General features: G+C 64.5%; 22 protein-coding genes and 1 pseudogene. 10 read left to right on the top strand and 13 right to left on the bottom strand.

Annotated features, from left to right (window positions below; translation table 11 throughout):
- Positions 1 to 116: 116 nt before the first annotated feature.
- The 6 genes from HYH08_RS17795 (at position 117) to HYH08_RS17770 (ending at position 5,527) form a co-directional block, all read left to right on the top strand.
- Entirely contained in the window at positions 117 to 2,465 is a 2,349-nt protein-coding gene (locus tag HYH08_RS17795; protein ID WP_220011097.1) for a TonB-dependent hemoglobin/transferrin/lactoferrin family receptor, read from the top strand.
- A gap of 99 nt (positions 2,466 to 2,564) precedes the next feature.
- Positions 2,565 to 2,900: a heme-degrading protein HmuQ gene (gene hmuQ / locus HYH08_RS17790; RefSeq protein WP_220011096.1), complete on the top strand. Its 336-nt coding sequence runs from the start codon at positions 2,565 to 2,567 to the stop codon at positions 2,898 to 2,900.
- A 25-nt stretch (positions 2,901 to 2,925) separates the two neighbouring features.
- The gene (hutX, locus tag HYH08_RS17785; RefSeq protein WP_220011095.1) at positions 2,926 to 3,441 is read left to right on the top strand and encodes a heme utilization cystosolic carrier protein HutX; all 516 of its coding nucleotides are present in this window, start codon (positions 2,926 to 2,928) and stop codon (positions 3,439 to 3,441) included.
- 26 nt (positions 3,442 to 3,467) lie between these two features.
- Positions 3,468 to 4,244 carry a tonB-system energizer ExbB gene (exbB, locus tag HYH08_RS17780; RefSeq protein WP_220011094.1) on the top strand — a complete coding sequence of 259 codons (777 nt, stop codon included), beginning with the start codon at positions 3,468 to 3,470 and terminating at the stop codon, positions 4,242 to 4,244.
- A 3-nt stretch (positions 4,245 to 4,247) separates the two neighbouring features.
- The gene (exbD, locus tag HYH08_RS17775) at positions 4,248 to 4,694 is read left to right on the top strand and encodes a TonB system transport protein ExbD (RefSeq protein ID WP_220011093.1); all 447 of its coding nucleotides are present in this window, start codon (positions 4,248 to 4,250) and stop codon (positions 4,692 to 4,694) included.
- Positions 4,694 to 5,527, top strand: a complete 834-nt coding sequence (locus tag HYH08_RS17770) for a TonB family protein (RefSeq protein WP_220011092.1) — start codon at positions 4,694 to 4,696, stop codon at positions 5,525 to 5,527. Before exbD ends, HYH08_RS17770 begins: the two co-directional genes overlap by 1 nt.
- Before the next feature lie 244 nt (positions 5,528 to 5,771).
- On the opposite strand, the gene HYH08_RS17765 is transcribed toward HYH08_RS17770, so the two are convergent.
- On the bottom strand, positions 5,772 to 7,127 hold the full coding sequence (locus tag HYH08_RS17765; RefSeq protein WP_220011091.1) for an esterase-like activity of phytase family protein: 1,356 nt from the start codon (positions 7,125 to 7,127) through the stop codon (positions 5,772 to 5,774).
- Between the two features lie 150 nt (positions 7,128 to 7,277).
- On the bottom strand, positions 7,278 to 8,282 hold the full coding sequence (locus tag HYH08_RS17760) for an alpha/beta fold hydrolase (protein ID WP_220011090.1): 1,005 nt from the start codon (positions 8,280 to 8,282) through the stop codon (positions 7,278 to 7,280).
- A gap of 132 nt (positions 8,283 to 8,414) precedes the next feature.
- On the opposite strand from HYH08_RS17760, the gene HYH08_RS17755 reads away from it, so the two are divergent.
- Positions 8,415 to 9,308 (top strand): LysR family transcriptional regulator, encoded by an 894-nt coding sequence (locus HYH08_RS17755; RefSeq protein ID WP_220011089.1) that lies wholly within the window; start codon positions 8,415 to 8,417, stop codon positions 9,306 to 9,308.
- Positions 9,309 to 9,379: 71 nt separating this feature from the next.
- On the opposite strand, the gene HYH08_RS17750 is transcribed toward HYH08_RS17755, so the two are convergent.
- Together HYH08_RS17750 and HYH08_RS17745 are read right to left on the bottom strand one after the other, a co-directional pair.
- Positions 9,380 to 10,348, bottom strand: a complete 969-nt coding sequence (locus HYH08_RS17750; protein ID WP_220011088.1) for an MBL fold metallo-hydrolase — start codon at positions 10,346 to 10,348, stop codon at positions 9,380 to 9,382.
- Positions 10,349 to 10,478: 130 nt separating this feature from the next.
- Positions 10,479 to 10,684: pseudogene (locus tag HYH08_RS17745) on the bottom strand (carbohydrate ABC transporter permease); the annotation flags it as partial.
- On the opposite strand from HYH08_RS17745, the gene HYH08_RS17740 reads away from it, so the two are divergent.
- Positions 10,665 to 10,853 carry a hypothetical protein gene (locus HYH08_RS17740; protein WP_220011087.1) on the top strand — a complete coding sequence of 63 codons (189 nt, stop codon included), beginning with the start codon at positions 10,665 to 10,667 and terminating at the stop codon, positions 10,851 to 10,853. The pseudogene HYH08_RS17745 and the gene HYH08_RS17740 sit on opposite strands and share 20 nt — an antisense overlap.
- Here HYH08_RS17740 and HYH08_RS17735 read toward each other — a convergent pair.
- The 5 genes from HYH08_RS17735 to HYH08_RS17715 all read right to left on the bottom strand — a co-directional run bounded on the left by HYH08_RS17735 (position 10,825) and on the right by HYH08_RS17715 (position 16,418).
- Entirely contained in the window at positions 10,825 to 11,796 is a 972-nt protein-coding gene (locus HYH08_RS17735) for an MBL fold metallo-hydrolase (protein ID WP_220011086.1), read from the bottom strand. The genes HYH08_RS17740 and HYH08_RS17735 overlap by 29 nt on opposite strands.
- Positions 11,797 to 11,928: 132 nt before the next feature.
- The gene (locus tag HYH08_RS17730; protein WP_220011085.1) at positions 11,929 to 12,831 is read right to left on the bottom strand and encodes a carbohydrate ABC transporter permease; all 903 of its coding nucleotides are present in this window, start codon (positions 12,829 to 12,831) and stop codon (positions 11,929 to 11,931) included.
- A complete protein-coding gene (locus HYH08_RS17725; RefSeq protein WP_220011084.1) occupies positions 12,824 to 13,780 on the bottom strand; it encodes a carbohydrate ABC transporter permease in 957 nt (318 codons plus the stop codon). Before HYH08_RS17725 ends, HYH08_RS17730 begins: the two co-directional genes overlap by 8 nt.
- Positions 13,781 to 13,941: 161 nt before the next feature.
- Positions 13,942 to 15,282, bottom strand: a complete 1,341-nt coding sequence (locus HYH08_RS17720) for an ABC transporter substrate-binding protein (protein ID WP_220011083.1) — start codon at positions 15,280 to 15,282, stop codon at positions 13,942 to 13,944.
- 92 nt (positions 15,283 to 15,374) lie between these two features.
- Complete coding sequence (locus HYH08_RS17715) at positions 15,375 to 16,418, bottom strand: C-terminal binding protein (protein ID WP_220011082.1); 1,044 nt, start codon at positions 16,416 to 16,418, stop codon at positions 15,375 to 15,377.
- Positions 16,419 to 16,678: 260 nt separating this feature from the next.
- On the opposite strand from HYH08_RS17715, the gene HYH08_RS17710 reads away from it, so the two are divergent.
- Positions 16,679 to 18,364 (top strand): methyl-accepting chemotaxis protein, encoded by a 1,686-nt coding sequence (locus tag HYH08_RS17710; protein WP_220011081.1) that lies wholly within the window; start codon positions 16,679 to 16,681, stop codon positions 18,362 to 18,364.
- 216 nt (positions 18,365 to 18,580) lie between these two features.
- Here HYH08_RS17710 and HYH08_RS17705 read toward each other — a convergent pair whose 3' ends face one another.
- Together HYH08_RS17705 and HYH08_RS17700 are read right to left on the bottom strand one after the other, a co-directional pair.
- Positions 18,581 to 19,558, bottom strand: coding sequence for a Bug family tripartite tricarboxylate transporter substrate binding protein (locus tag HYH08_RS17705; RefSeq protein WP_220011080.1), 978 nt, complete (start codon positions 19,556 to 19,558; stop codon positions 18,581 to 18,583).
- 230 nt (positions 19,559 to 19,788) lie between these two features.
- Positions 19,789 to 20,724: a DMT family transporter gene (locus tag HYH08_RS17700; protein WP_220011079.1), complete on the bottom strand. Its 936-nt coding sequence runs from the start codon at positions 20,722 to 20,724 to the stop codon at positions 19,789 to 19,791.
- 105 nt (positions 20,725 to 20,829) lie between these two features.
- On the opposite strand from HYH08_RS17700, the gene HYH08_RS17695 reads away from it, so the two are divergent.
- On the top strand, positions 20,830 to 21,219 hold the full coding sequence (locus tag HYH08_RS17695) for a DUF1330 domain-containing protein (protein WP_220011156.1): 390 nt from the start codon (positions 20,830 to 20,832) through the stop codon (positions 21,217 to 21,219).
- Positions 21,220 to 21,385: 166 nt separating this feature from the next.
- Here HYH08_RS17695 and HYH08_RS17690 read toward each other — a convergent pair whose 3' ends face one another.
- Together HYH08_RS17690 and mgtA are read right to left on the bottom strand one after the other, a co-directional pair.
- A complete protein-coding gene (locus HYH08_RS17690; protein WP_220011078.1) occupies positions 21,386 to 22,318 on the bottom strand; it encodes a DMT family transporter in 933 nt (310 codons plus the stop codon).
- Positions 22,319 to 22,476: 158 nt separating this feature from the next.
- Positions 22,477 to 24,966 (bottom strand): magnesium-translocating P-type ATPase, encoded by a 2,490-nt coding sequence (gene mgtA / locus HYH08_RS17685; RefSeq protein ID WP_220011077.1) that lies wholly within the window; start codon positions 24,964 to 24,966, stop codon positions 22,477 to 22,479.
- Positions 24,967 to 25,331 lie beyond the last annotated feature (365 nt).

Genomic DNA, 25,331 nt, shown 5'->3' with positions numbered 1-25,331 from the left:
CGTAACCAATCAAGGCAATGCGGGCCGGGGAGTCCGCACCACACATAGCCAGCCAGTCGCTCGCATCGAGCAGCGCACGCCAGCCAAGCTAAGACAATGATGATCGGGTTGGGCTTATGGCTGACGGGGCTAGGTATTCGCGCGCCCTGATTTTGGGCGCGTCGGTTGTTTCAATTGCGGCGGTGATGACGGAGAACGGCTTTGCGCAGAGCGCATCGCCGCAGGCCGAAAATGCGTCCTCGGATCGGCCGAAGCAGGCCAAGCGTAAGCCGGCCAAGCCGCAAGTCGCGCAGCAGGCGACGCCCGCGGCCTTGAACGCCAATGCGCAGGCCGCCGGCACGGGATCCGTTCAAGTGCTCGACACCATCACGGTCGCCGCAAGCAAGACCAAGGAGCGTGCGATCGATGCGCTCGCGCCGGTCTCCTCGATTTCGCTCGACCAGATCCAGGGGATTCAGCCGAATCGGCTGTCTGGCATTTTCTATGCGGTGCCCGGCGTGTCGTTCCAGGAGCGCGGCGATGATCCCGCGACCGTCATCAACGTCCGCGGCTTGCAGGATTTCGGCCGCGTCGCGGTCGTCGTCGACGGCGCGCGGCAGAACTATCAGCGCACCGGCCACAACGCCAACGGCTCGTTCTTCCTCGATCCGGAACTGATCGGCGGCGTCGATGTCGTGCGGGGTCCGACCGCCAACATCTACGGCTCCGGCGCTATCGGTGGCCTGGTCTCGTTCCGCACCAAGGACATCAACGACGTGCTGCGTCCCGGCGAGCGCTGGGGCGTCGATCTCTCGGGCTCCTACGGTTCCAACAACAATCGCGGGCTCGGCTCGGTGTTCGGCGGCGTGCGCGCGACGCCCGACGTCGATGTGTTCGGCGGCGCAGTCTACCGCACCCAGGGCAATTACAAGGACGGCAACGGCACCGAGATCGGCAACACCAACAACGAAGTCGAGGCCGGCTTGCTGAAGCTGACGGTGCGCCCCGCCATCGGCCACGAGGTCAAGTTCGGCGCCACCTTCCAGGATTATCAGTACAGCATCGGCCAGATGAACACCGGCCCGGTGACGACCGCGGCCCGGCGCGCGCTCTATCAGGGCTCGTCGGTCTATGCTTCCGACGCCAAGAACTACACGGGCACGCTGACCTGGAACTATTCGCTGCCGAGCGACAATCTGTTCGACTCGCACGTCTCGGTCTACGGCAACCGCACCGACAACGACCAGACCAAGACCTATCACTATTCGACCTCCGGCGCGGCCTATTGCGGCGCCGGCAATTTCGGCAACAACATCTCCGGCTGCGTCGGCGACAAGCGCGGTTATACGCTCAACACTGTCGGCTTCGACGCCAACAACACCACGCGTTTCAACGTCGGCGACTGGCGCAATGCCGTGACCTACGGTGTCGATGCGTTCCAGGACGACGTGATCACGACCGATAGCCGCGGCAATTCCAACATCACGACGCCGAGCGGCATACGCACGGTGTCTGGCGGCTTCCTGCAGCTGAAGCAGAACTACGGCACCTGGTTCGAGGCCATCAGCGCGATCCGTTATGACCGCTACAATCTGCAGTCGGGCACGACCAATACGGGCGGCGACCGCTTCTCGCCGAAGATCACCCTCGGCGTGACGCCGGTGGCGGGCTTCCAGCCCTATGTCAGCTATGCCGAAGGCTACCGCGCACCTTCGATCACCGAGACGGTGATCTCAGGCGCGCATGCGACCGGCGGCGGCCCGGCCTTCTTCGTCTGCCCCGACGGCACGTCCGGCCTGTTCTGCTTCCTGCCCAACGCGAACCTTCGTCCCGAAGTCGGCCGGAACAAGGAAGTCGGCATCAACCTGAAATACGATAGCATCTTCACCGCGCAGGACTCGTTCCGCGGCAAGATCAATTTGTTCCGCAACGACGTCTCCGACTACATCGACCTCGTGGCGTCGACGCCGGTCCCCACCGGGTTCGGCTCGTTCAGCCAGTTCTATCAGTACCAGAACATCGCCAATGCCCGCATCGACGGCTTCGAGGCGGAGACGATGTACGATGCCGGCAACTGGTTCATCGGTGTCGCCGGGCACTACATCAAGGGCAAGAACACCCAGACCAATGTTGGCCTCGCCACCATCACCCCGCGCAAGGTCGTCACGACCGGCGGCGTCCGCCTGCTCGATCGCAGCCTCGTCCTGTCAGCGCAGTGGGCCTCGTATGGCGCGAACAACGACGTGCCTACCGGCTATGTCCCATCGACCGGCTACGAGCTGGTCAACCTCTACATGACCTACGCCGCGACCAAGGACATCGTGTTCTCGGCCTCGATCGATAACCTCCTGAACCAGTACTATCGGCCTTACGCCATTCCCGGCAGTTCGACCGACGGCACCACGCAGAACGACGTGCTGTGGACGAGCGCAGGAGCGGGCAGGGTCTACAAGGCCGGCCTGAAGATTCACTTTGGAGGTGCGTAGGCCGGGAGGCATCGCCACACCAGCAATCTCAGCCGGGCTGCGCTGACACGCCAGCGCGGCTTCGGCGCGTTGTCGTCTTGATCACAAGGAGAGACTTTGATGTTCATCGCCATGAATCGTTTCCAGGTGAAGCTCGGCTCGGAAGCCGCGTTCGAGACCGTCTGGCGCACCCGCGAATCCTATCTCGGCAGCATGGCCGGCTTCGTCGAATTCCACCTGCTCAAGGGGCCGGTCGCCGAGGATCACACGCTGTATTCCTCGCACACGGTCTGGGCCGACAAGGCCGCCTTCGAGGCCTGGACGCGCTCGGAGGAATTCCGCCGCGCCCACGCCCGCGCCGACAACAAGACCGGCGAGAGCCTCTATCTCGGCCATCCCAGGTTCGAAGGGTTCGAGGTCATCCTGACCGAGCGCAAGACGAACGCGGCAGCTTAAGTCGCAGCCTGCGGAGGGAGATGACATGCTAAGCAAGGATCTCGCCGATCTTAGGGCGTACATGGCCGACAATCCCGGCGCTGTGATCGAGGACGTCGCGCGCGAGCGCAACGTCACGCCGCGCGCGGTGATCGAGGCACTGCCGTCGTCAATGGTGCGGATGGCGGGCGGCGAGCATTTCGCCGCCGCCATGCAGGACATCGCGCAATGGGGCGAGGTCACGCTGATCGTCCACACCGACGATGCGATATTCGAGTTCACGGGCGCCATTCCCGCGGGCGAGATCGGGCGCGGCTATTTCAACCTGATGCAGCCGAAGGGCCTGCACGGCCATCTCCGCCACGAGCGTTGTGCGGCCGTCGCCTTCGTCGAGCGTCCCTTCATGGGCAAGGCGTCCGCCTTCGTTGCCTTCGTCAATGCCGGCGGCGGCATCATGTTCAAGGTGTTCGTCGGCCGTGACGAGACCCGGGCGCTGCGCAGCGATCAGCTGGCGCGATTCCAGCAGCTGGCGCTGCGGATCGCGGCCTTGCCCGCGGCGTAGGTTCTTTACTCTCTCGGGAGATCAGGATGCAGGACGCTTCCAAGCTTCGGCACATGATCCTAACCATCGCGCTGGTCTTCGCACCGGGGCCGGCCTTCGCGATCGACGAGGCGCTGTTGCCGCGCAATCTGTCGCCCTGGGGCATGTTCCTCGGGGCCGACATCATCGTGAAGACCGTGATGGTCGGGCTCGCCGCCGCTTCGCTGGTGACGTGGACGGTCTGGCTCGCCAAGACAATGGAGCTGCGCCGCAAGAGCGCGCTCGCCATCGAGCGGACGCGTGCGCTCGAGGGCCGGATGAAGCTGGCGGAGGCGGCGGAGCGGACGGGCGAGGCGCATGATGCTGTCGCCCAGCTCATCCAGTCCTGCGCCAGGGAAGCCGAGCTCTCCCGCGGCATCGTCGATGACGGCCTTCAGGAGCGCGTGGCGCTGCGGCTGGAGCGGGTCGAGGCGGCGATGTCCCGAGAGATCGCGCGCGGCACCGGCGTGCTTGCCACGATCGGCGCCACCGCGCCCTTCGTCGGTCTGTTCGGCACGGTCTGGGGCATCATGAATTCCTTCATCGGCATCTCCGAGAGTCACACCACGAGCCTTGCCGTGGTTGCGCCCGGCATCGCCGAGGCGCTGCTCGCCACCGCACTCGGCCTCGTCGCGGCGATCCCGGCGGTGGTGATCTACAACCACCTCGTCCGCGGCATCGCCAATTATCGCGCGCTGCTTGGCGATGCCTCGGCGCAGCTGATGCTGCTGATCAGCCGCCAGCGTGACAGCAGGGATTTCCGCCTGGCGCGGGCGGCGGAGTAGGCCATGGGTGCAAAGCTAGCAGGCTCGGCATTGCGGCGGGGAGCGCGCGGCGCTCCCGACGATCTCGACGTCGTCAACGAGATCAACGTCACGCCCTTCATCGACGTGATGCTGGTGCTGCTGATCATCTTCATGGTGGCCGCCCCGCTCGCCACCGTCGACATCGGCGTCGAGCTGCCGGCCACGGCCGCCGAACCGGCGCCGCGGCCGGACAAGCCGACTTTCGTCACGGTGAAGCCGGATCTCACAATTGCCGTCGGCGAAGACACGATGACGCGCGACGGCCTCGCCGCCGCGCTCGACGTCGTCACCAAGGGCCGCAAGGACGAGCGCATTTATCTGCGCGCCGACAAGGCGGTGAGCTACGGCGACCTGATGGAGGTGATGAACACCTTGCGTAACGCCGGCTATCTCAAGGTCGCCCTGGTCGGCCTCGACGGACGCAGCTGATGGCCGTTGCGAACGCCTTTGCCCTGCACGAGCCGCTTGGCGAGCGCGAGACGGCGCGCTGGGGCGTTTCAGGTGCGGTGATCGTGGCGTTGCATATTGTTGCCGCTGGGCTGGCGATGCATTGGCTGAGATCGGAGCCGGAGCAGGGCGTCAGCCTGCCGGCGATCATGATCGACATGTCGCCGGTGACCTCGGCGCCGCAGTCGATGCCTGAGGACGTTGCGCCCGGGCCGGTGATGCAGGAGGCCGATGCCTCGCCGCCGGAGCCCGCGCAGCGGCAGATGGTCGAGGAGACCATCGCGCCGACACCGCCGCAGGAAAAGCCTGATGTGGTCGCGCCGCCGGAGCAGAAGCTTGAACCGACACCCGCCAGGCCCGAGCCGGCCAGGATCGTGCCAGCCGCAAAGCCCGCGCCAGAGAAGCCAAAGGTGGTTCGTCGCGAAGCCAGGAAGCCGTCGGACGCAACCCCCGCGCCGCGCACCAGCGCGCCGCCGCGTGCCGAGCGCGAGGCGCCGATGGCATCCGCCGTCAGCGCCGGCGCTATGGCCTCCGCCATCGCATCCTACAATCAACGGGTTCGCGCGCACCTGATGCGCTTCCACTCCTATCCATCGGCCGGCGGCGGCGCGCGCGGCGTCGCAAGGCTCAGCTTCACCCTTGGCCGTAGCGGGCAGGTGACAGCGAGCCGTCTCGGCGGCTCGTCCGGCGTTGCCGCCTTCGACGCCCAGGCCCTATCGATGATCCGCCAGGCCTCGCCGTTTCCGCCGATCCCTGACGAAATCAGAGGCGGCGCGATGAGTTTTTCGATCCCGGTGGAGTTTACGGTGCGGTGACCACGCTCTCTCACTCCCTCGCCCCGTTCTTACGGGGAGAGGGTGGGGTGAGGGGTGTCTCCGCGAATTCGGCATGAATTGCAGGTCAAACACGCGCGCAATACGAGTCGGATCGACCTTTTTCTTGGGTTGGTATCCCGCTTCGCCCCTCACCCGGATCGCACCGGACGATGCTTCGCATCGCCGGGGGCGATCCGACCTCTCCCCGCAAAGAGCGGGGAGAGGTCAAGGGGGGAGCCTCGTCCTACTTCGCCTTCAGGAAATCCGCGACTTCCAGCAGCATGAACTCGTCGTCGTCGGCCTTGTTGGGATCGCGGCTGGACGAGAACGGCAGATTGTTATCGTTGCCGACGATGATGTGGGTGTCGTCGACACGGTCGACGTTCTCGATAGTGAAGAACGGGAAGGTGTAGACGCCGTCGTTGAGCGCTTTGCGCGCCTTCTTGTCGGGGTCCTGGATCTTCATCAGATCGATATAGCCGATCTTGCGCACGGGCTTGCCGACATTGGCGTCGGAGAGCTCGATCTTGTAGATGCGCTTGAACTTGGCCACGTCAGGAAAGCAGTTCTCGCCGCGGGTCCCCGCCGGGCAGGCCTTGTCGGCCGTGCCTTCGCCATTGTCGCGCTCGATGATGAGGCCGGAGGCCTGATCGATCATGTTGAAGTCGCCGATGGCGTTGCCGTTCTGCTCGAACACATATTGCCAGTAGCGGCCGGTGAATTTTTCGGCTGCGACGTCGAATTCGAGGATGCGGGAGGCTTCCTTGCCGTCGACCTTCTCCCAGTCCTTCTTGTCGGCATCCCACAGCGGCCCCTCGAGCAGACCGTAGATGAACTTGCCGTCCCTCGAGGACGCAAAGCCCTCAAAACCCTTGGAGCGGCGGAGGTTGACGTTGGTATAGGTCGCGCCCGGCGCACCCGGCGTCGCCGCCGCCCAATGGTCCGGCGAGCGCACCGGCTTGCCGTCGGCAACGGTCTCGAACACGCCGAGAATTTTTCCTGATTTGTCGGCCTTCAGGATATAGGGGCCGAACTCGTCGCCAATCCAGAAGGTGTCGCCGATGATCTGGAAGCCCTCGGTGTCGAAATCGGAGCCGGTGAGGTAGCGCTTCTGGGTATCCTCATGGACGATGCGGAACGGGACGCGTCTGTCGGGATCGTGCAGGAAGATGGTCTCCTGGCGCTCGATCTTGCCGCTGGCCCAATCCATCTTGTAGCGGTTGAGGTACAGCATCGAATCCGGCGAGTTGGCGCGCGCGCCCATGCCGTTGTCGGTGATCACCCAGTAGCTGCCGTCCGCCATGTGCTTGATGCCGGAATGGCCCTGCAGCGGCTGCCCCTTGAACGGCAGCGAGACGCCGGTCGGACGCTCGTACGACTTGCCCATCACGGTGCCGAGCGCATCGACGCGCTTGCCGGTAGTGTATTTGCCTGATGTCTTGAGATCGGCGGGCGCGTCGGCCGGCGCGTCGATGAAGGTCGCGGCCGGCATCGCCACGTGGCCGGCGAGCTTGGCCGGAAATTCGCCTTCGCTCTGCGCGAGCGCCGTGCTCGCGGTGAGAATGGTCGTTGCGACGGTGATGAGAAAAGTCGCGCGCATGTGCGTCTCCTGTTGGCGGACGCACGCCTTATGCTGTCAGCATGTTGCAGTTTTGTGAAATTGGGCGAAAGGCCGCACTGCGGCTATTCCCGTGCTTCGGTCGAATCCGGCGAGGTCGCCGCGCCTGCGGCAACCTCGCGCGGTCAAAGGTCAGGCAATCTTGCGGGCAAGGAAGTCGCGGATCAGCGGCGTGACCTCGTCGAACCTGTCCTCGAGCAGGAAATGCCCGGAGTTGATGAGATGAAACTCGACCTCCGGAAGGTCGCGCTTGTAGGGATGGGCGCCATCGGCAGGAAAGATGTAGTCATTCTTGCCCCAGACGATGATTGTCGGCGGCTTGTGCTTGCGGAAGTAGGCCTGCACCGCCGGATACAGCGGCAGATTGGTTCGGTAGTCGTAGAACATGTCGAGCTGGATGTCGTTGTTACCCGGCCGGTCCAGCAGTGCCTGGTCGTGGACCCAGTTGTCAGGCGAGATCCGGCTCACATCCGACATGCCGTCGGTGTATTGGAATTTGGTCGTCTCCAGCGTCAGCAGCTTCATCAGCGCCTGACGGCTCGCGTCGGAGCCGTCAGCCCAGTATTGCTTGATCGGATTCCAGAACTCCTTCAGTCCCTCATCATAAGCGTTGCCGTTCTGAACGATGAGGCCGCTGATGCGCTCGGGATTCTTGAGCGCCAGCCGCCAACCTACGGGAGCACCGTAATCCATCACGTACATCGCGTAGCGCTTGACGCCGAGCTGGTCCAGCAGGCCGCCGACGAGCTCACCAAAGCGATCGAAGGTGTACTTGAATGAAGCCCGGGGCGGCATGTCGCTCTGGCCGTAGCCGGGATAATCGGGAGCGATCACATGATACCGATCGGCCAGAGCCGGGATCAGGTTGCGAAACATGTGCGAGGAGGTCGGGAAGCCGTGCAACAGCAGCACCACGGGAGCGTCCTTCGGCCCGGCCTCACGATAGAAGATCTTGATGCCGTCGACGGTCTTGGTTCGATGGTAGGTGACGGGATATCCGGTGCTGGCGCGTTGGCTGCTCTGTTGCGGCTTTGCCGATGCCTCCGAACTCGCCGCAGCAACCGCCATTCCTGACAATCCAAGAAGGAGGTGCCGGCGATCGAGGTTGGCAGTCGGCGTGGCCTTTGCTGTCGTCATGTCGTTATCCCCAGTCAAAATACTCATGTTCGCGCAGAGAGGCGGCGCAGCTCGGCACTAGCCGATTGCTGCAGTGCCGAGCAGCCGATAAGATCGGAAAGCAACTTCTCAGGATGTGGAAAGCCAGGACGTATGGACCGGTTGGAGGCCATGTCGGTGATCATCGCGGTCACCGAGACCGGTAGCTTTTCAGCCGCGTCCCGGCGCCTCAATATTCCGGTTGCCACCGTCAGCCGCACTGTGGCCGAACTTGAGGCGCGGCTGTCAGCCCAATTGTTTCAGAGATCGTCGCGCCGGACGGCGCTGACTGATGCCGGGCGTTCCTATATCGACGCTTGCAAGCGCATCGTCGAGCAGGTGGAAGAAGCTGAGCGGGAGGTTTCCGGCGAGTACAGGATCCCGAAGGGCGATCTCGCAGTCACCTCGCCATGGGGGCTGGGGCACATGCACCTGTTGCCGATCGCGCTCGGGTTCATGGACGCCTTTCCCGAGATCGCGCTGCGGCTCGTGATGACCGACCGCATCGTCGACACGGGCGAGGAGAACATCGATGTCTCGGTTCGGATCGGCAATCTCCCGGACAGCAACATGATCGCGGCGCGGGTCGGCTCGGTCCGGTTCGTGCTCTGTGCAAGCCCCGGCTATATTGCCAGACGCGGAGAGCCGAAGATGCCCGGAGATCTGGCGGCTCATGACTGTATCGGCATAGATAGCCTTTCAGCTCAGCGCGCCTGGAAGTTCGTGATCGATGGCCGTGAGGTCGCGGTCCCGATACGGTCGCGATTGACCGTCAGCGACTCCGAGGCGGCGATCGAAGCGGCGATTGCGGGTGCCGGCATCACCCGTGTGATGTCCTACAAGATGGAGGCCGCGCGGCGGGCCGGAAAGCTCGTCCTCATGCTCGAGCAATTCGAACAGGCGCCGTGGCCGGTGCACGTCGTCTATCAGGAGCGCAAGCCCATGCCGCTCAAGCTCCGTGCCTTTATCGACTGGGTCGTCCCGCGCCTCAAGGCGCAGCTCGCCTAGCTCTTGTTACTCCTTGACTGCGCCCGTCAGCTCCGACACGCAATAGTCCAGGGGATTTATGCGGTCTCTTCTCAAACGCCTTCGTAGACAAGTCGGGTGAAGAAGCCGGGATCGATCACGAACTGCCCCCATATCGCATCGAACGCCGCGGTCGGCTTGGCCGCAACGGTCTCGTCCCGCGTTCGTCCCTGCGCTTTCAGCCGGGCGACGTTGTCGCGGATTCCGACGAGCATGTCGCGAAAGGCCTGGAATTCGGTCTTGTTGCCGACCGGCTTGCCATGCCCGGCGATGACGATCGTGTCCTTGTCCATGGCCGGGAGGTTGGCATCGCAGGCCGCGATCATCCCGTCGATGCTGCCGCCGGTCGAATAGTCGATGAACGGATAGATGCCGTTCCAGAACAGATCGGCGACGTGAACGATGTTTGCGTCCGCGAAGGTGACGGAGATGTCGCTGTCGGTGTGCGCAGGCCCGAAATATTTGAGGTCGATCGAGGTCCCGTTGAGTTTGAGCGCGTGGCTGCGGGCAAAGACCTCGCTGGGAATCCCGCCCGCGCCGAGCGGAAGAAAATTGTAGTCCCAGTCTTCGACCCGCTGGATTTCGGAAAGGTGCTTTCGGGTGTTTTCCTGCGCGATGATCTTGGCGCCGGCTGAATGCAGCCATTCGTTGCCGTCGGCGTGATCGAAATGCCAATGAGTGTTGACGAGGTGGGTGACGGGGTCGGCGCCCAGATCGGCCAGCGCCTTGGTGAGCTGGGGACGCGAGACACGGATGCCCGCATCGATCATCAGCTTGCCGTCGGGGCCGGTCAGAACGGCAATGGTGCCGCCGGAGCCTTCCAGCACGGTGATATTGCCGCGCAGCTTGTAGGTCTTGATGGGCGACGTCGCGGCGCTGTCCTTGATCAGGCTGACGAGGCCACGTGCCTCCGCATAGGCCTGCCTCGGGCTAAGCCAACCCGCTGTCGCAGCGAACGCGCCACCGACGCAGCACAGGCAAAAGCCGCGTCGGGACAAAGAGGGGAGTTTGGGCGATCCCATGCTATGCTCGCTTCCTGGAGCGAGTACCGATGGCACCAATGCCTGCACCCGCCGCAGGTGCGGCAGGTAGCATCACGAAGGCGCGCGTTCTACCACGATAGCACGATCCACCGCGATCGCACGGAAGCCGCTATTCATTCACCGCGCCGGTCAGCGAGGACACGTAATAATCCACGAACAGCGAGTAGAAGACCGCAACCGGCAGCGAGCCCGCCATCAGCGCGTCCACTGATAGATGTCCCCGGTGACGAGTTCGGTCAGGATCGCGACCGGTACGGTCTCGTTAGTGCCGCTCTGGATGAAGGCGAGCGCGTAAATGAACGCGTTCCAGGACAGCGCCGCCGGCGCGGCGACCTCGCGGCATCCGACAAGGTCAGGCGATCTTGCGCGCGAGGAAATCGCGGATCAGGGGCGCGACCTCGTCGAACCTGTCCTCGAGCAGGAAAAATGGGGATTGCCGATGATGGCAGGGTTTCTCAAACGCCTTCGTAGACCAGTCGGGTGAAGAAGCCGGGATCGATCACGAACTGCCCCCATATCGCATCGAATGCCGCGGTCGGCTTCGCCGCGACGGCTTCGTCGCGCGTTCGTCCCTGCGCTTTCAGCCGGGCGACATTGTCGCGGATCGCGACGAGCATGTCGCGAAACGCCTGGAGCTCGGCCTTGTTGCCGGCCGGCTTGCCGTGACCGGAGATGATGATCGTGTCCTTGTCGGCCGCCGCGAGATTGGCTTCGGACGCCGCGATCATCCCGTCGATGCTGCCGCCGGTCGAATAGTCGATGAACGGGTAGAAGCCGTTCCAGAACGTATCGGCCGCGTGAACGACATTGGCGTCCGCGAAGGTGACGGAGATGTCGCTGTCGCTGTGCGCGGGCCCGTAATGCTTCAGGCCGATCGAGGTTCCGTTGAGCTTGAGCACGTGGCTGTCGGCAAAGACCTCGCTGGGGATTCCGCCCGCGCCGAGCGGAAGGAAATTGTAGTCATAATCCTCGATGCGCTCGACCCGGAGGAGATGCTTTCGGGTGTTTTCATGCGCGATGATTTTGGCGCCGGCCGAATGCAGCCATTCGTTGCCGTCGGCGTGATCGAAATGCCAATGGGTGTTGACGAGGTGGGTGACGGGATCGGCGCCCAGATCGGCCAGCGCCTTGGTGAGCTGGGGACGCGAGACACGGATGCCCGAATCGATCAGCAGCTTGCCGTCGGGTCCGGTGAGGACGGCAATGTTGCCGCCGGAGCCTTCCAGCACGCTGATATTGCCGCGCAGCTTGGTGGTCGTGATGGGCGACGCTGCCGCGCTGTCCTTGGCCAGGCTGACGAGCCCGCGTGCCTCTGCATAGGCTTGCCTCGGTGAAAGCCATCCCGTCGCCGCGGCGGATGCGGCCGCACTGAGGCAGCACAGACAGAAACCGCGTCGGGACAAGGGTGGGAGTTCCGGCGGGCGCATGCAATGCTCGCTTTCTGCAACGACAATCGGCGGCGCCAATGGTCGGCTCCGCTGTCGGGATGCAGCGTGGGGCCGATGCAGCAGGGGGTCTATCACGATAGCACGACGGATTGCGCTTGCGGTTGAGCGCGGCTACTCCTTCACCGCGCCGGTCAGCGAGGACACGTAGTAATCCACGAACAGCGAGTAGAAGATCGCGACCGGCAGCGATCCCAGCAGCGAGCCCGCCATCAGCGCACCCCACTGATAGACGTCGCCGGTGACGAGCTCGGTCAGGATCGCGACCGGCACGGTCTTGTTGGCGCCGCTCTGGATGAAGGCGAGCGCGTAGATGAACTCGTTCCAGGACAGCGTGAAGGAGAAGATGCCGGCCGAGATCAAGCCGGGCACCGCCAGCGGCAGCGTGATCCGGCGCAGGATCTGCAGCCGCGTCGCGCCGTCGACCAGCGCGCATTCCTCGAGCTCATAGGGGATTGACTTGAAATAGCCGATCAGGAGCCAGGTGCAGAACGGCACCAGGAAGGTCGGATAGACCAGGATCAGCGCCAGCGGCGAATCGAACAGGCCGAACTGCACTACGACGGTCGCGAGCGGAATGAACAGGATCGACGGCGGCACGAGATAGGCGAGATAGATGCCGAGGCCGACATAGGGGCTGCCGCGGAAGCGCAGGCGCTCGATCGCATAGGCGGCCAGCGTGCTCGCGATCAGCGACAGCGTGGTCGAGCCGATCGCGACCATCATCGTCGTCCACAGCCAGTGTGGATAGGACGTGTTGAACAGGAGATGCTTGATGTGCGCCAGCGTCGGCGAGGTGATCCAGAACGGATTATGCTCCTTGTAATTCATCAGCTCCGCGTTCGGCTTGAACGAGGTGATCGCCATCCAGTGGAACGGAAACAGCAGGATCAGCACGAAGCAGCCGAGCGGCAGATAGATCATCATCAGCCGCCGCAGCCCGGAATCCCAGGCCATGGTGTCGGGCGGCGCCTTCGCGTCGGCGACGGTGGAGGCTTGCGCGACGGTATCAGTCATTGCTCTCTCCCTGCTGCCATTTGCGGCGCGCCAGGCCGAAATAGGAAAACAGCGTCGCGAACACCAGGAACGGGATCATCGACACGGCGATCGCCGCGCCTTCGCCAAGCTCGCCGCCGGCGATGCCGCGCTGGAAAGCGAGCGTGGCGAGCAGATGCGTCGAGTTGCCGGGGCCGCCGCGGGTGATGGCGTAGACCAGCTGGAAGTCGGTGAAGGTGAAGATGATCGAGAAGGTCATGACGATGGCGAGGATCGGCATCATCATCGGGAAGGTGATGTAGCGGAAGCGCTGCCAGGCGCTGGCGCCGTCGAGCATCGCGGCCTCGTAGAGCGAGGGCGAGATGGTCTGCAAGCCCGCTAGCAGGGAGATCGCGACGAAGGGAATGCCGCGCCAGATGTTGGCGGCGATCAGCGAGAACCGCGCCGGCCAGGGCGAGCCGAGGAAGTCGATATTGCTCGTCCGCCAATGCAGCACGTCGACCAGCAGATAAGAGATGATCGAGAATTGCGGGTCGTAGATCCACCAGAACGCCAGCGCCGACAGCACCGTCGGCACGATCCACGGCAGCAGGATGATGGCGCGCAAGAGGCTCTTGAATGGAAAATGGTTATTGAGCAGCAGCGCCAGCCAGAAGCCGAGCGCAAATTTCCCGAAGGTCGCGATGCCGGTGTAGACGACGCTGTAGAACACCGCGTTCCACCACAGCGAGTCCGTCAGCAGGTATTGGAAATTCTCGAGACCGACATAGACGCCCTTGCGGCCGATCGTGGTGTCGGTGAAGGCGAGCCAGATGCCGAGGCCCAGCGGATAGGTCAGGAACACCGCAAGCAGCCCGAGCGCGGGCGCAAGGCACATCACGACCAGGAACGGCTTGTAGTCGAACAGGCGGACGAGCCAGTTCGGCTGCCGGTGGATCAGGGTCGGAGAAGAAAGCGTCGTTACGGACATCGTGTCGGCGTCCTGTCGTTGAAAGTCACCACACCGTCATTGCGAGGAGCTCGCGACAAAATTGCGAAGCAATTTTGCGCTGGCGACGAAGCAATCCAGACTGCATCCGCGGAGGGATTCTGGATTGCTTCGCTTCGCTCGCAATGACGGCCTGTCGGCCGTCACTTCTGCCGCCGAAAATACCGCTTGCAGCGCTGCTCGGCTTCCGCGGCCGCGGCTTCCGGCGTGGCGGCGCCGGTGGCAACGGATGCGCACATCTGGATCAGCACGTAGTCGGCGCTGACGGCGCCGGTCGCGGTCGAGATCGGGCCGGCATAGCCGTCGTAATAGGTGCTCTTCATGGTGTCCCTGAACAGCGTCACCTTGGGATCCTGCGACCACACCGCGGCCTCGGCGTAAGCCGCCAGCGGCTGGGCCCAATAGCCGGAATTGGCGTTGAGCCAGGGCTCGTACTGGTCCTTCTCCAGCATGTATTGCAGGAAGGCCTTTGCGGCATTGGGATACTGGCTGTGCTTGAACACCATGGCGTTCAGCGTCAGGCCCGCCATCGGCGAGACCTTGGCGAGGCCCTTCGGCAGCAATTGATGCTCGGTATCCTCTGCGATCGCCTTGGTCGCCGGATCGTTCTTCAGGGAGAAATACAGCGAGACGCCGTTGGCGCTCAGGGAGATTTCCTGCGAGGCGTAGGCGCGGTTGTTGCTGACATCGTTCCACGACGTCGTGCCGGGAATGAAGGTGGGATAGAGCTGCTTCACCCAGTTCAGCGCGGCGATGGTTTCCTTGCTGTTGATGACGACGTTGCCCTCTTCATCGAGCAGGGCGGCGTTGTGCGACCACAGCGCCCAGTTCGCAAAGCCGTTGCCGTCGCCCTTGGCGTTGCCGAGCGCGAAGCCGGCCGGCTTGCCGGCCTTGTGCAGCTTCTGGCAGAGGTCGACGATGCCGGCATGGTCTTCCGGCACCTTGTCGAAGCCGACCGATTGCAGGATCGATTTGCGGTAGATCAGGGGACCTGCGGTGGCGCCGAACGGCAGGCCGATCCAGGCATCGCTCTTGTTCCTCTTGCCGTAGCGCTGCGCCAGCGGCAGCCAGCCGCCATACTTCTTGCCGACATATTCGGCGACGTCGGTCAGCTCGATCAGCTTGTCGATATAGATGTGCGGCGCGTCGGAGAAGCCGATGATGATGTCGGGACCGGCGCCGGAATTGGCGGTGACCGCGGTCTGCTGGTTGATGTCCTCCCAGCCGACGAAGTCGACCTTGACCTCGACCCCGGTGTCCTTGGTGAACTTGGCCGCATTGGCGCGGAACACGTCCTCGTCGGCCTGGACGAAGCGCACCGGTCGCAGCATGCGCAGGGTCGCGCCTTTCTCGATCTCGCGCTTGGGCGCCGGAACATCGGCCGCTTTGATATTGGATGTTTGCGCTGCAGCACCGGTGGCGGCAAACGTCGCAGCGGACAGGCCCAGCGCCAAGGCATCACGACGTGTGATGTCGTTCCTCATCAGTACCTCCCTATGATGTCTCCCTTCCCGGCGTTGATCGCCGGTGAAGGGCCGTTCCGGTCGTTTGTCGGCGCGCTTTGCGCCGCACCGCCTCAGCTGTTCGGGCCGCGGTCCATGCTGACGGGCTGCCAGCGGCGGAGCGCGGTGTTCTGCAGCACCGACGGATTGACGCAGCTTACCGGCCACATGCCCTGAAGCACCAGTGACAATTCGTAGCCCACGCGGCGCTTGCGCGCTTCGTCGAACCGTGCCGAGGCCGAGGCGACATGGGCGGTCAGGGTCACGTTCTCCATGCGGAGGATGGGATTGTTGTGCGAGGGCGGCTCCTTCTCCAGCACGTCGAGGGCGGCGTGCGCGATCCAGCCCTCCTGCAGTGCCTTGATCAGGCTCTCCTCGTCCACCGTGGCGCCGCGGCCGGTGTTGATGAACACCGAGCCCTTCTTCATCTGCCGGAAATGCTTCTCGGTCAGCATGTGATGCACCTCGGGCCTTGCGGGCGCGTGCATCGAGACGAAGTCGGATTGCGACAGCACCTCGTTCAGCGTCGCCGGGATCACGCCGTGGTCGTACATCAGCGTTTCCTGGATGAACGGATCATAGGCCATCATGCGCAGGCCGAAAGGCGCTGCGCGCTTGGCAACGGCGCGCGCGACGCGGCCGAACGAGATGAAGCCGAGCGTCTGGCCCATCAGCCGCGGGATCTTCAAAAGCGCCGGCCGGCCCTCGGACCAGCGTCCGTCGCGCACCATCCGGTCCTGCTCGATCAGGCGGCGGAAGCCCGCGAGCAGCAGCATCATGGCGTGGTCGGCAACCTCCTCGATGAAGGTGTCGGGAATGTTGGTCACGGGAATGCCGCGCGCGGTCGCGGCCTTCACGTCGACGCTGTCGACGCCGACCGAGCCGAGCGTGATGACCTTGCAGTTCTCGAGCGCGTCGATGATCGACTTGGTGATCGGGATGCCCTTGGCGTAGATGGCGTCGGCATTCTTCGCGGCGGCGATGAATTCGGCCTCGTTGGCCGGCGCCTCGACGATCTCGGCATCGATCGGATCGAGCGCCTCGCGCTCGTAGGAGTAATCGCTGCCCGCGACCGTGAAGCTCGCGCCCTTCGGCGTCACCACCCTGTATTTCGGCATTTCCTGCTCCCGATTTGGTTTGTCGGTTCTTGTTGCGAGCCCGGCGTTCTTGGCGGGCCTTTGCGTCTTTTACGCGAAATCGACGCGACCGCGTACAATTCCCGGTTGTCCGGCCTGATCTTTATTGCCGGTTTTGGCGGCATCGTCCGGGCTTCTACGGAGGTCCGTAAGTAACTTGCTAAGGGGTATCACACTAAAAGTTGATTCAATTTCGATCAGTTCGTCGCGTGCCCCTATCCCTTTCTTGCCGGAGTCATCCCGTGAAGTTGAGCAACCTGAAGATCGCGCCCAAGCTTGGCATCCTTGTCGGCGTCACTCTGTTCGGCCTCTGCATCTCCGGAGTTCTCGCCGGCTATCTGATGAAGCAGGAGATGGTGAACGCGCGCATCGATCAGGCAAAGGCCATCGTCGACATGGGGCGCAATTATGCGGTTGCGCTGAAGAAGCGGGTCGACGCCGGCGAGATGACCAAGGACGCCGCGATGGCCGACCTCCGGCGCTATGGCAACGCGATGACCTACGACAAAGGCGCCGGCTATCTGTTCGGAACGTCCTACGACGGTATCACGCAGCTCGCGCCAGATCCGAAGCAGATCGGCACCAATCGCATGGAGGTCGTGACCAACGGTCGCAAACTGTCCTGGGAGTTGATGAACGGCGCGAAGGCCAATGGTTCAATTCTTTTGACTTATGAATACGCAAAGCCGGGCCAGGAAGGGCTGATCCGGAAGATGGGTTACGCGGTGGCCGTCCCCGAGTTCGAGATGTATCTCGGCACCGGCGCCTATCTCGATGACATCGACGCCAAGATGGGTCCGGTCTATTGGATGCTCGGTTTCGCCATGCTCGGCATCGTCATCGTCGCCGGCAGCGTCGCCTGGATGATAGGCCGCAGCATCAGCCGCCCGCTGGCGCTGCTCGGCGCCCGCATGAAGGATCTCGCCGACGGCAAGCTCGAGGGTGACATCCCCGGCGTCGGCCGCGGTGACGAGGTCGGCGCGATGGCCGCGACCGTCCAGATCTTCAAGGACAATGCGGTCCGCATCCGCGAGATCGAGAAGAGCGAGGCGGACGCCAAGGAGCGCGCCGCGGCGGAACGTCGCCGTGCGATGGAAGAGATCGCCAACGATTTCGAACGCAGCGTCACCGGCATCGTCCGCTCGGTCTCCTCGGCCGCGGCCGGCATGCAGACCACGGCGCAGTCGATGACCGCGACCGCCAGCGACGCCTCGGCGCGTGCGGCGACCGTCGGTGCGGCCTCGTCGAAGGCTTCCGGCAATGTCGGCACCGTCGCCGCCGCCGCCGAAGAGCTGTCGAGCTCGGTTGCGGAAATCTCCCGCCAGGTGACCCGCTCGACCGAGGTCGCCAGCAAGGCCGTCAGCGACGCCGAGCGTACCAACGCCACGGTGCAGGAGCTCTCGACCGGTGCCGAGAAGATCGGCGAGGTGGTCAAGCTCATTCATTCGATCGCGGCACAGACCAATCTGCTCGCGCTCAACGCCACCATCGAGGCGGCGCGCGCCGGTGAATCCGGCCGCGGCTTCGCGGTCGTCGCCTCCGAGGTCAAGGCGCTGGCGAACCAGACCGCCAAGGCCACCGAGGAAATCTCCGCGCAGGTCGCGGCGATGCAGACGTCGACCAGCGATGCGGTCGCGGCGATCGGCGGCATCACGCAGACGATTGCCGAGATGAGCGAGATCACCGCGGGCATTTCCGCCTCGATCGAGCAGCAGGGCGAGGCGACGCGCGAGATCGCGCGCAACATCCAGTCGGTCGCCGCCGGCTCGAGCGAGATCAACGCCAATATCGGCAGCGTAACCTCGGCCGCGGAAGCGACCGGCCATGCGGCCGGCGAAGTGCTGACCAACGCCCGCGAGCTGGACAGCCAGTCCGGCGCGCTGCGCAACGCGGTCGACGGCTTCCTCGCCAAGGTGCGCGCGGCGTAAGGGCTTGAGCTGAGTTGCGCAGGCGTGAGATCTTGCGCTGAATTCGTAGGGTGGGCAAAGACGCGAAGCGTCGTGCCCACCTTTTTTTGGCGATCTGTCATGCCCCGCGAAGGCGGGGCATCCAGTACGCCGCGGCCCATCCGGTCAATCACGACCGTCTCGGAGTACTGGATCGTCCGCCTTCGCGGACGATGACAGCATTCGTGAGGGTTGCCCCTACTGCTTCTCGATCCCGGCGTCGCGGATCAGCCGCTCCCACAGCACCAGCTGCTCGTTCACGAACTTGCCGAGATCCTCCGGAGTCCCCGAGAACGCATCCATGCCGAGTGTCGCAAGCTGGGCCTTGATCTCGGGCTTCTCGACGATCTTGCGGATCTCGGCGTTGAGCCGCGTCACGATCTCCTTGGGCATGCCGGCGGGGCCGAAATAACCTTGCCATGAGGTGATGTCGAAATCGGGCACGCCGGCCTCCTGCATCGAGGGCAGGTTCGGTACCAGCGGCGAGCGGTCCTTGGTGGTGACGGCGAGCGCGCGCAGCGCGTTGCCCTGGACGTGCGGCAGGCCGGTCAGGATGTCGGTGAACATCATCGAGACGCGGCCGCCCATGACGTCGTTGAGCGCCGGCGGCGAGCTCTTGTAGGGCACGTGCAGGAGGTCGAGGCCCGCATTGTGGGCGAAGGTCGCGCCCGACACGATCGCCGAGGACGAGCCCGAGGCATAGCTCAGCTTACCCGGATTGGCCTTGCCGTAGGCCACGAGCTCGGCGACGGTCTTGGCCGGCACCTCGGGATTGACGACCAGCATGAAAGGCAGGTCGCCGGTCCGCGCGATCGGGGTGAAATCCTTGACCGGATCGTAAGTCAGGCTCTTGAGCAAATAAGGATTGGCCGAATGCGTGGTGTTGGTCGTCACCAGCAGCGTGTAGCCGTCGGGGGCGGCGCGCGCGACATAGGTCGCCGCGATCATGCCGTTGGCGCCGGCCTTGTTCTCGATCACGATGCCGACGCCGAGCGCCTGCGACAGATGCTGCGAAATCAGCCGCGTCGTGGTGTCGGTGCCGCTGCCGGCCGCAAACGGCAGCACCAGCGTGATGTTGCGGCTTGGCCAGGTGTCAGCCCGCGCGGTGGATGCGGCGGCGAGGCACAACGCGGCGGCGCCGATCGTGCGCAGGTTTCGAAGCAGCCCTGAAAGCATGTGTGGTCGTTCCCTCTTCTTCGTTGCCGGGGAACCTAGCTTGTCCAAGCAAAAATCTAAAGGTGCGAATTAACGCGGTCCCGTGCCCCGGACGCAGCGCAGCGCGCACTTACGCGGTGCGCTGCAGAGCCGGGGCCCATGCCTCGGCAGACCGGGTCCCGGTTCAGCGGCGCATCACTGCGTGCTGCGCCGCGCCCGGGACACAGCAGAGCCGCGTCCGCCTCGCGGAATTACTTCGCTGCCGAGCCCTGCCGTGACGCGATCACGACGCCGGCGAGCACCAGCGCGTAGCCGATCAGGTGAAACGGCTGCAGCTTTTCGCCGAGCAGGATGATCGCCATCACTGATCCGAACACCGGCACCAGATGGAAGAACGGCGCGGCCCGGTTCGGGCCGATCAGTGCCACGCCACGGTTGAAGAAGAGATAGGCCAGCGTCGAGGGGAAGATCAGGATATAGGCCAGCGTCGCCAGCGTCACCGTGTCGAATTGCAGGACGCGGCCGCTGAGCCCTTCCCAGATCGCCGTGGGCAGCAGCATGATCGCCCCGCAGCAGGTAGTGAAGGACAGGAAGGAGAGCTGATGAATCTTCGGCCGGCGCGGGATGAAGGCGGAATAGATGCCGAATGCCAGCAGCGAGGAGGCGAACATGAGGTCGCCTTTGTTGAAGCTGATGCGCGCGAGCGCGGCGAGATCGCCGCGCAGGATGATGATCAGCACGCCGGCGAGCGAGATCGCGATGCCGGCGAGCTGTCCGCGCGTCAGCCGAACGCCGAACAGCACCAGCGACCACAGTGCCACGAACAGCGGACCTGCGGACTGGATCAGCAGCGCGTTCAGCGCCTCGGTATATTGCAGCGCCCAATACGAGATCGCGTTGTTGAAAGCGAAGCCGACCAGCGACAGGAACAGCATCAAGGGCAGGCTGTTGCGCAGCGCCGGCCAGTCGCGCTTCAGATGTGGCCAGGCGAACGGCAGCAGGATCAGGAACACGCCGAACCAGCGGATCGTGGTCACCGTCAGCGGCGGCACATGCGCGCCGACATGGCGCGCGAGCACGATATTGGCCGCCCAGAACAGCGAGCTCAGGCTGAGTAGCAGATAAGGCTGGTTGTTGAGCCAGCTGGCCGGATTGGCGGCCTTTGGCGCGGGCGAAGCGATCGTCATTGGTGTTTGATGCAAGCTTGCGCCCGATCGTTGCCATGACACAAGTCATATGTCCGCAATGCTACAATGCAGGCATGACCAGAGGAGGTGCCATTGGCGGTCAATATGTTGAACATCGAAGGCCTGGAGCGGCTCGACCGGCAAGCGCCGGTGGTGATGCTGAACCTGATGCGCTTCCATGATCGCTCGCAGGACGGCAACGGCTCGGGCTGGGATGCCTATCTCCGCTACAGCGCCATCACCGTGCCGATGATCAAGGCGCGCGGCGGCACGCTGCTCTGGACGGGCGAGGCGGAAGCCGTCGCACTCGGCCCGCACGATAGCAGCAAGTGGGATTTCGTCGCGCTGGTCTATTACCCCACTGTCGCGGCTTTTCTGGACATGATGACGTCGGAGTCCTACGAGCGCGAAGCCGACCCGCATCGCGTCGCCGGCTGCGCCGAACACGTCATCATCGCAACCAGAGAGGCCTACAGCAAGTTTAAGATGAAGTAACGATGTCCGTCATGCGGCGCGTTGGGTGAGGGATCTTTCCACGAAACCAGAATCGTAGGGTGGGCAAAGGCGCATTTGCGCCGTGCCCACGATTCCCTTCCGTAGGATGAAGGTGGTGGGCACGCTTCGCTTTGCCCACCCTACGACACCAGCGTTTGTGGATAGACTACGCCGCCTGCTTCCTTGACGCCGCGAACACGCCCGACAGCACCAGCGCAAAGCCGATGAAATGGAACGCCTGCGGGCGTTCGCCCAGAAACACCATCGCCATGACCGAGCCGAACACCGGCACCACGTGGAAGAACGGCGCGGCGCGGTTGGCGCCGATCAGGCGGACGCCGCGGTTGAAGCAGAGATAGGCCAGCGTCGACGGGAACACCGCGACATAGAGCAGGGTGAGCAGGTTCGGCGCGTCCAGCTTCATCACCGGGCGCGCATAGAGCTCCCAGATCTCGAGCGGAATGAGACAGGCGGCGCCGGCGCCGAAGGTGAAGGCGAGGAACGACAGGCCGTGCATTGCCGGCCGCTTCAGGCTCAGCACCGAATAGAGCGCGAAGATCAGCAGCGCGACCATGAAGATGAGATCGCCCTTGTTGAACTCGATGTTCGACAGCGTCGTGAAGTCGCCATGCAGGAGGATGGTGAGCACGCCGCACATCGACAGCAGCACGCCGAAGCCTTGCGCCGCGGTGAGGCGGATGCCGAGGATGACCAGCGACCACAGCGCCACCAGCAGGGGCGCTGCCGATTGCAGCAGCAGGGTGTTGAGCGCCTGGGTATGCTCCAGCGCCCAGTATTGCAGCGTGTTGAAGGCGCCGATGCCGATGATCGAGAGCGTGATCATCAGGCCGAGCTTGCTGCGGATCGCGGGCCAGTCCTGCACGAGATGTTTCCAGGCGAACGGCAGCACGATGAGGAAGGCGAGCAGCCAGCGCAGGAACGACAGCGTCACCGGCGGGATATGGCCGGCGGCGAGCCGCCCGACGACGGCGTTGCCGGCCCAGCACAGCGCGGTGATGCTGAGCAGCAGATAAGGCTGGTTGGCAACCCAGTTGTCACCGGGTGTCTCGGTGCTCGTGGTCTGGCCGGTGGCGGTCATTGTGATTGTTATGGTCCCGCGTGCATAGCGCCGAGACCCCGGCCCCGCGATATCAGGGCCGGCTCATAGCCCGGCGCGTTCCAAAGACACGGAAATCCGCCTGATATCAATGGGGCGGGGCGCAACGCCTCCATGCGCGCGCGATACGGCGGGAACCTTCAGTCCTTGCGGATCGCAAACGGCTTCAACAGTTCGGCGCAGGCGAGATAGACGACGACCAGCAGCGCGATGGCCGCCATCACGACCGGCGGCGGCGCGACGAAGCCGAACCAGGCTCCGATCGGCGTGAACGGCAGCACCATCGCGACCAGCAGCGCGGTCAGCGAGGACATTGCGAGCGCCGGATCGGGCCGGTCGCGCCAGGGCCGCCCGTTGGTGCGGATGATGAAGATGACGAGGATCTGCGTCGCCATGGATTCGACGAACCAGGCGGTGCGGAATTCCTCCGGCGAAGCCTTGAACAGATACAGCAGCGCCAGGAAGGTCAGCGCGTCGAACACCGACGACAGCGGCCCCATGATCGCGGCGAAGCGCACCAGGCGCGACATGCTCCAGACCTGCGGCTGCGCGGTGGCCCGTGCGGAGACGCGGTCGAAGGGTATGCCGAGTTCGGAGAGATCGTAGAGCAGATTGTTGAGCAGGATCTGCGTCGCCAGCATCGGCAGGAATGGCAGCGCCAGCGAGGCTGCCGCCATCGACAGCATGTTGCCGAAATTTGAGCTGGCGCCCATGCGGACATATTTCAGGATGTTGGCGAAGGTGCGCCGTCCTTCCTCGACGCCGTCGGCGACGACTTCGAGATCCGAGGCAAGAAGGATCATGTCGGCGGCGGCCTGCGCCACACCGGTTGCGCCGTCGACCGATAATCCGACATCGGCCACTTTCAAGGCCGGTGCGTCGTTGATGCCGTCGCCGAGGAAGCCGACGACCTCGCCGCCGGCCTGAAGCGCCTTCACGATGCGCGACTTCTGGTCCGGCGCAAGGCGACCGAACGCGTCGATCGAGCGGACCTGCACGGCCAGCGCCTCGTCGCTGAGCGCGGCGACATCGGCGCCCGACAGCACGCGCTCGGGGTTCAGCCCGACCAGCCCTGCGAGCCGCTTCACCACGACAGGATCATCGCCCGACAGGATCTTCAGGCTGATGCCGCGTGCGGCGAGCCGCGCAATGGCGCTTGCGGCCGTCGGCTTCGGCGGATCGGCGAAGGCGCAAAAACCTTCGAAGACGAGATCGATCTCGTCCTCCGTCTCGACCTCGCGCAGCGCGCCGTTCCAAATCCGCGAGGCGATCGCGATGGTGCGCAGGCCCTCGCCGGCGAAGTCATGCACGCGGGCCAGCGCAGCGTCGCGCGCGCTCTCGTCCATCGTGCAGAGTGAGAGCACGGCCTCCGGTGCGCCCTTGACGATCAGCAACGCTCCTTCCGGGCCGGTGGCGAGCACTGATCCCAGCCGGCGCGAGAAATCGAACGCCTGCCGTCCGGCAAGGGTCCAGCCTTGGGCGGCGTCCGGCCGGCCGGCGACGAGCGCGGCATCGAGCGCGCCGCGGTCGCCGCCGAGCGAGGCCGCGATGGCGCCGAGTTGCGCGGCGCGGGCCCGTTCCTTGCCCTCCGCATCGATGCTCCGCGCGAGCGTGATCTCGGCCGAGGTCAGCGTGCCCGTCTTGTCCGTGCACAGCACCGTCATGGCGCCGAGATCGTGGATCGCGGCGAGGCGCTTCACGATCACCTTGCGCCCGGCCATGCGCAGCGCGCCGCGCGACAGCGTCACGGTGGTGATCATCGGCAGCAGCTCGGGCGTCAGCCCGACGGCGAGCGCCACCGCGAACAGCAGCGAATCCAGCACCTCGCGGCCGAACACGACGCGAACAGTGAGCACGACCAGCACCAGCGCGAGCGTGGCGCGCGCGATCACGAGGCCGAATTCGCGCAAGTCGCGCTCGAACGGAGAGGGCGCCTGCGTCTCGGCCAAGGCCGAGGCGGCCGCGCCGAACACGGTGTCGCGCCCGGTCCTGACGACCAGCGCGATGGCCTCGCCGGTCTGCGCCACCGCGCCGCGGAACAGCGCATTAGCGGTGTCGTCGGGATCGCTGGCGGCGCCGGCCCGTTTTGGCACCGGATAGGGCTCGCCGGTGAGCGCGGCTTCGCCCGCGGTGAAGGCGGTGCTCTCCACGACCAGCGCGTCCGCGGGGATGATGTCGCCGGCGCGGACGCGCAGGAGATCGCCGGGGACGACCCTGTCGACCTCGATCTCGCGGAAGGCGCCGTCGCGCCGGACCTCGGCCTTGAGCGCCACCGAGCGGCGCAGGACCTCGGCGGCGCGCACCGCATGGCCTTCCTGGACGGTGTCGAGCCCGATCGAGAGGGCGAGAATCAGCACGATGATGAGGCCGCCGATGTCGTCGCCGGTCAGCATCGAGACGATGCCGGCGACCAGCAGGATCAGCGACAACGGCTCCAGCAGCCGGCGCAGGATCGCGCGCGCCGCCCCCTCGATCCGCGGCGGGGCATCGCTGTTCGGCCCGAACCGGTCCAGCCGTTCGGCGGCTTGATGTGTGCTCAGGCCCTGCAATGAGCAGCCGAGCCGGGTGCAGAGCGCGTCAGTCGACAGATGCCAGAACTGGCTCGTCTGGCTGGTCGGTGGCTTGGTCACGGCATGTCCGAAATGGAGGCCTCGAGGCCGGATGAAGGTGTCAGCAAGGGTAAGCTGCTGAGGTGACAGCTCTCCCTTGCCGCAATTGCGCTCCGAAACGGTTGATGCGGGTCAAGCGGGCTGCCGGCAGGCCCGAAGGTTTCAAGATTTTAAGGGGATATCAAAGGCTTGAGCCGCCCTTCGGACCTCGAAAAAGCCCCGTTCTTGCTTGCCTAGAGGGGCTGCTTCCTTTATCCGGTTGGCTGCCTCGCATGCGAGCGGCCTCGGGCCGCTGAGAGGGCTGGGCGCAGGCATGATCCCGGAAAAGTGGGCACCGGTTTTCCGCGAGGATCATGCCTCCTGAGAGACAGATTGATAGGGATTAC

Source organism: Bradyrhizobium sp. BR 10289, from assembly GCF_019455385.1.
Classification (GTDB): Bacteria; Pseudomonadota; Alphaproteobacteria; order Rhizobiales; family Xanthobacteraceae; genus Bradyrhizobium.
The sequence above is the reverse complement of the archived record's forward strand: the minus strand, read 5'-3'. Positions and strand labels throughout refer to the sequence as shown.

Coding starts and splice junctions, on each gene's coding strand:
- HYH08_RS17730 (WP_220011085.1), bottom strand. CDS start 12,831: ATGACTGATACCGTCGCGCAAGCCTCCACCGTCGCCGACGCGAAGGCG.
- HYH08_RS17755 (WP_220011089.1), top strand. CDS start 8,415: ATGGACCGGTTGGAGGCCATGTCGGTGATCATCGCGGTCACCGAGACC.
- HYH08_RS17720 (WP_220011083.1), bottom strand. CDS start 15,282: ATGAGGAACGACATCACACGTCGTGATGCCTTGGCGCTGGGCCTGTCC.
- HYH08_RS17705 (WP_220011080.1), bottom strand. CDS start 19,558: ATGCTTTCAGGGCTGCTTCGAAACCTGCGCACGATCGGCGCCGCCGCG.
- HYH08_RS17740 (WP_220011087.1), top strand. CDS start 10,665: ATGAACGCGTTCCAGGACAGCGCCGCCGGCGCGGCGACCTCGCGGCAT.
- hmuQ (WP_220011096.1), top strand. CDS start 2,565: ATGTTCATCGCCATGAATCGTTTCCAGGTGAAGCTCGGCTCGGAAGCC.
- HYH08_RS17695 (WP_220011156.1), top strand. CDS start 20,830: ATGTTGAACATCGAAGGCCTGGAGCGGCTCGACCGGCAAGCGCCGGTG.
- HYH08_RS17760 (WP_220011090.1), bottom strand. CDS start 8,282: ATGACGACAGCAAAGGCCACGCCGACTGCCAACCTCGATCGCCGGCAC.
- HYH08_RS17765 (WP_220011091.1), bottom strand. CDS start 7,127: ATGCGCGCGACTTTTCTCATCACCGTCGCAACGACCATTCTCACCGCG.
- HYH08_RS17735 (WP_220011086.1), bottom strand. CDS start 11,796: ATGCGCCCGCCGGAACTCCCACCCTTGTCCCGACGCGGTTTCTGTCTG.
- HYH08_RS17750 (WP_220011088.1), bottom strand. CDS start 10,348: ATGGGATCGCCCAAACTCCCCTCTTTGTCCCGACGCGGCTTTTGCCTG.
- HYH08_RS17715 (WP_220011082.1), bottom strand. CDS start 16,418: ATGCCGAAATACAGGGTGGTGACGCCGAAGGGCGCGAGCTTCACGGTC.
- hutX (WP_220011095.1), top strand. CDS start 2,926: ATGCTAAGCAAGGATCTCGCCGATCTTAGGGCGTACATGGCCGACAAT.
- HYH08_RS17725 (WP_220011084.1), bottom strand. CDS start 13,780: ATGTCCGTAACGACGCTTTCTTCTCCGACCCTGATCCACCGGCAGCCG.
- exbD (WP_220011093.1), top strand. CDS start 4,248: ATGGGTGCAAAGCTAGCAGGCTCGGCATTGCGGCGGGGAGCGCGCGGC.
- HYH08_RS17770 (WP_220011092.1), top strand. CDS start 4,694: ATGGCCGTTGCGAACGCCTTTGCCCTGCACGAGCCGCTTGGCGAGCGC.
- HYH08_RS17795 (WP_220011097.1), top strand. CDS start 117: ATGGCTGACGGGGCTAGGTATTCGCGCGCCCTGATTTTGGGCGCGTCG.
- exbB (WP_220011094.1), top strand. CDS start 3,468: ATGCAGGACGCTTCCAAGCTTCGGCACATGATCCTAACCATCGCGCTG.
- HYH08_RS17700 (WP_220011079.1), bottom strand. CDS start 20,724: ATGACGATCGCTTCGCCCGCGCCAAAGGCCGCCAATCCGGCCAGCTGG.
- HYH08_RS17690 (WP_220011078.1), bottom strand. CDS start 22,318: ATGACCGCCACCGGCCAGACCACGAGCACCGAGACACCCGGTGACAAC.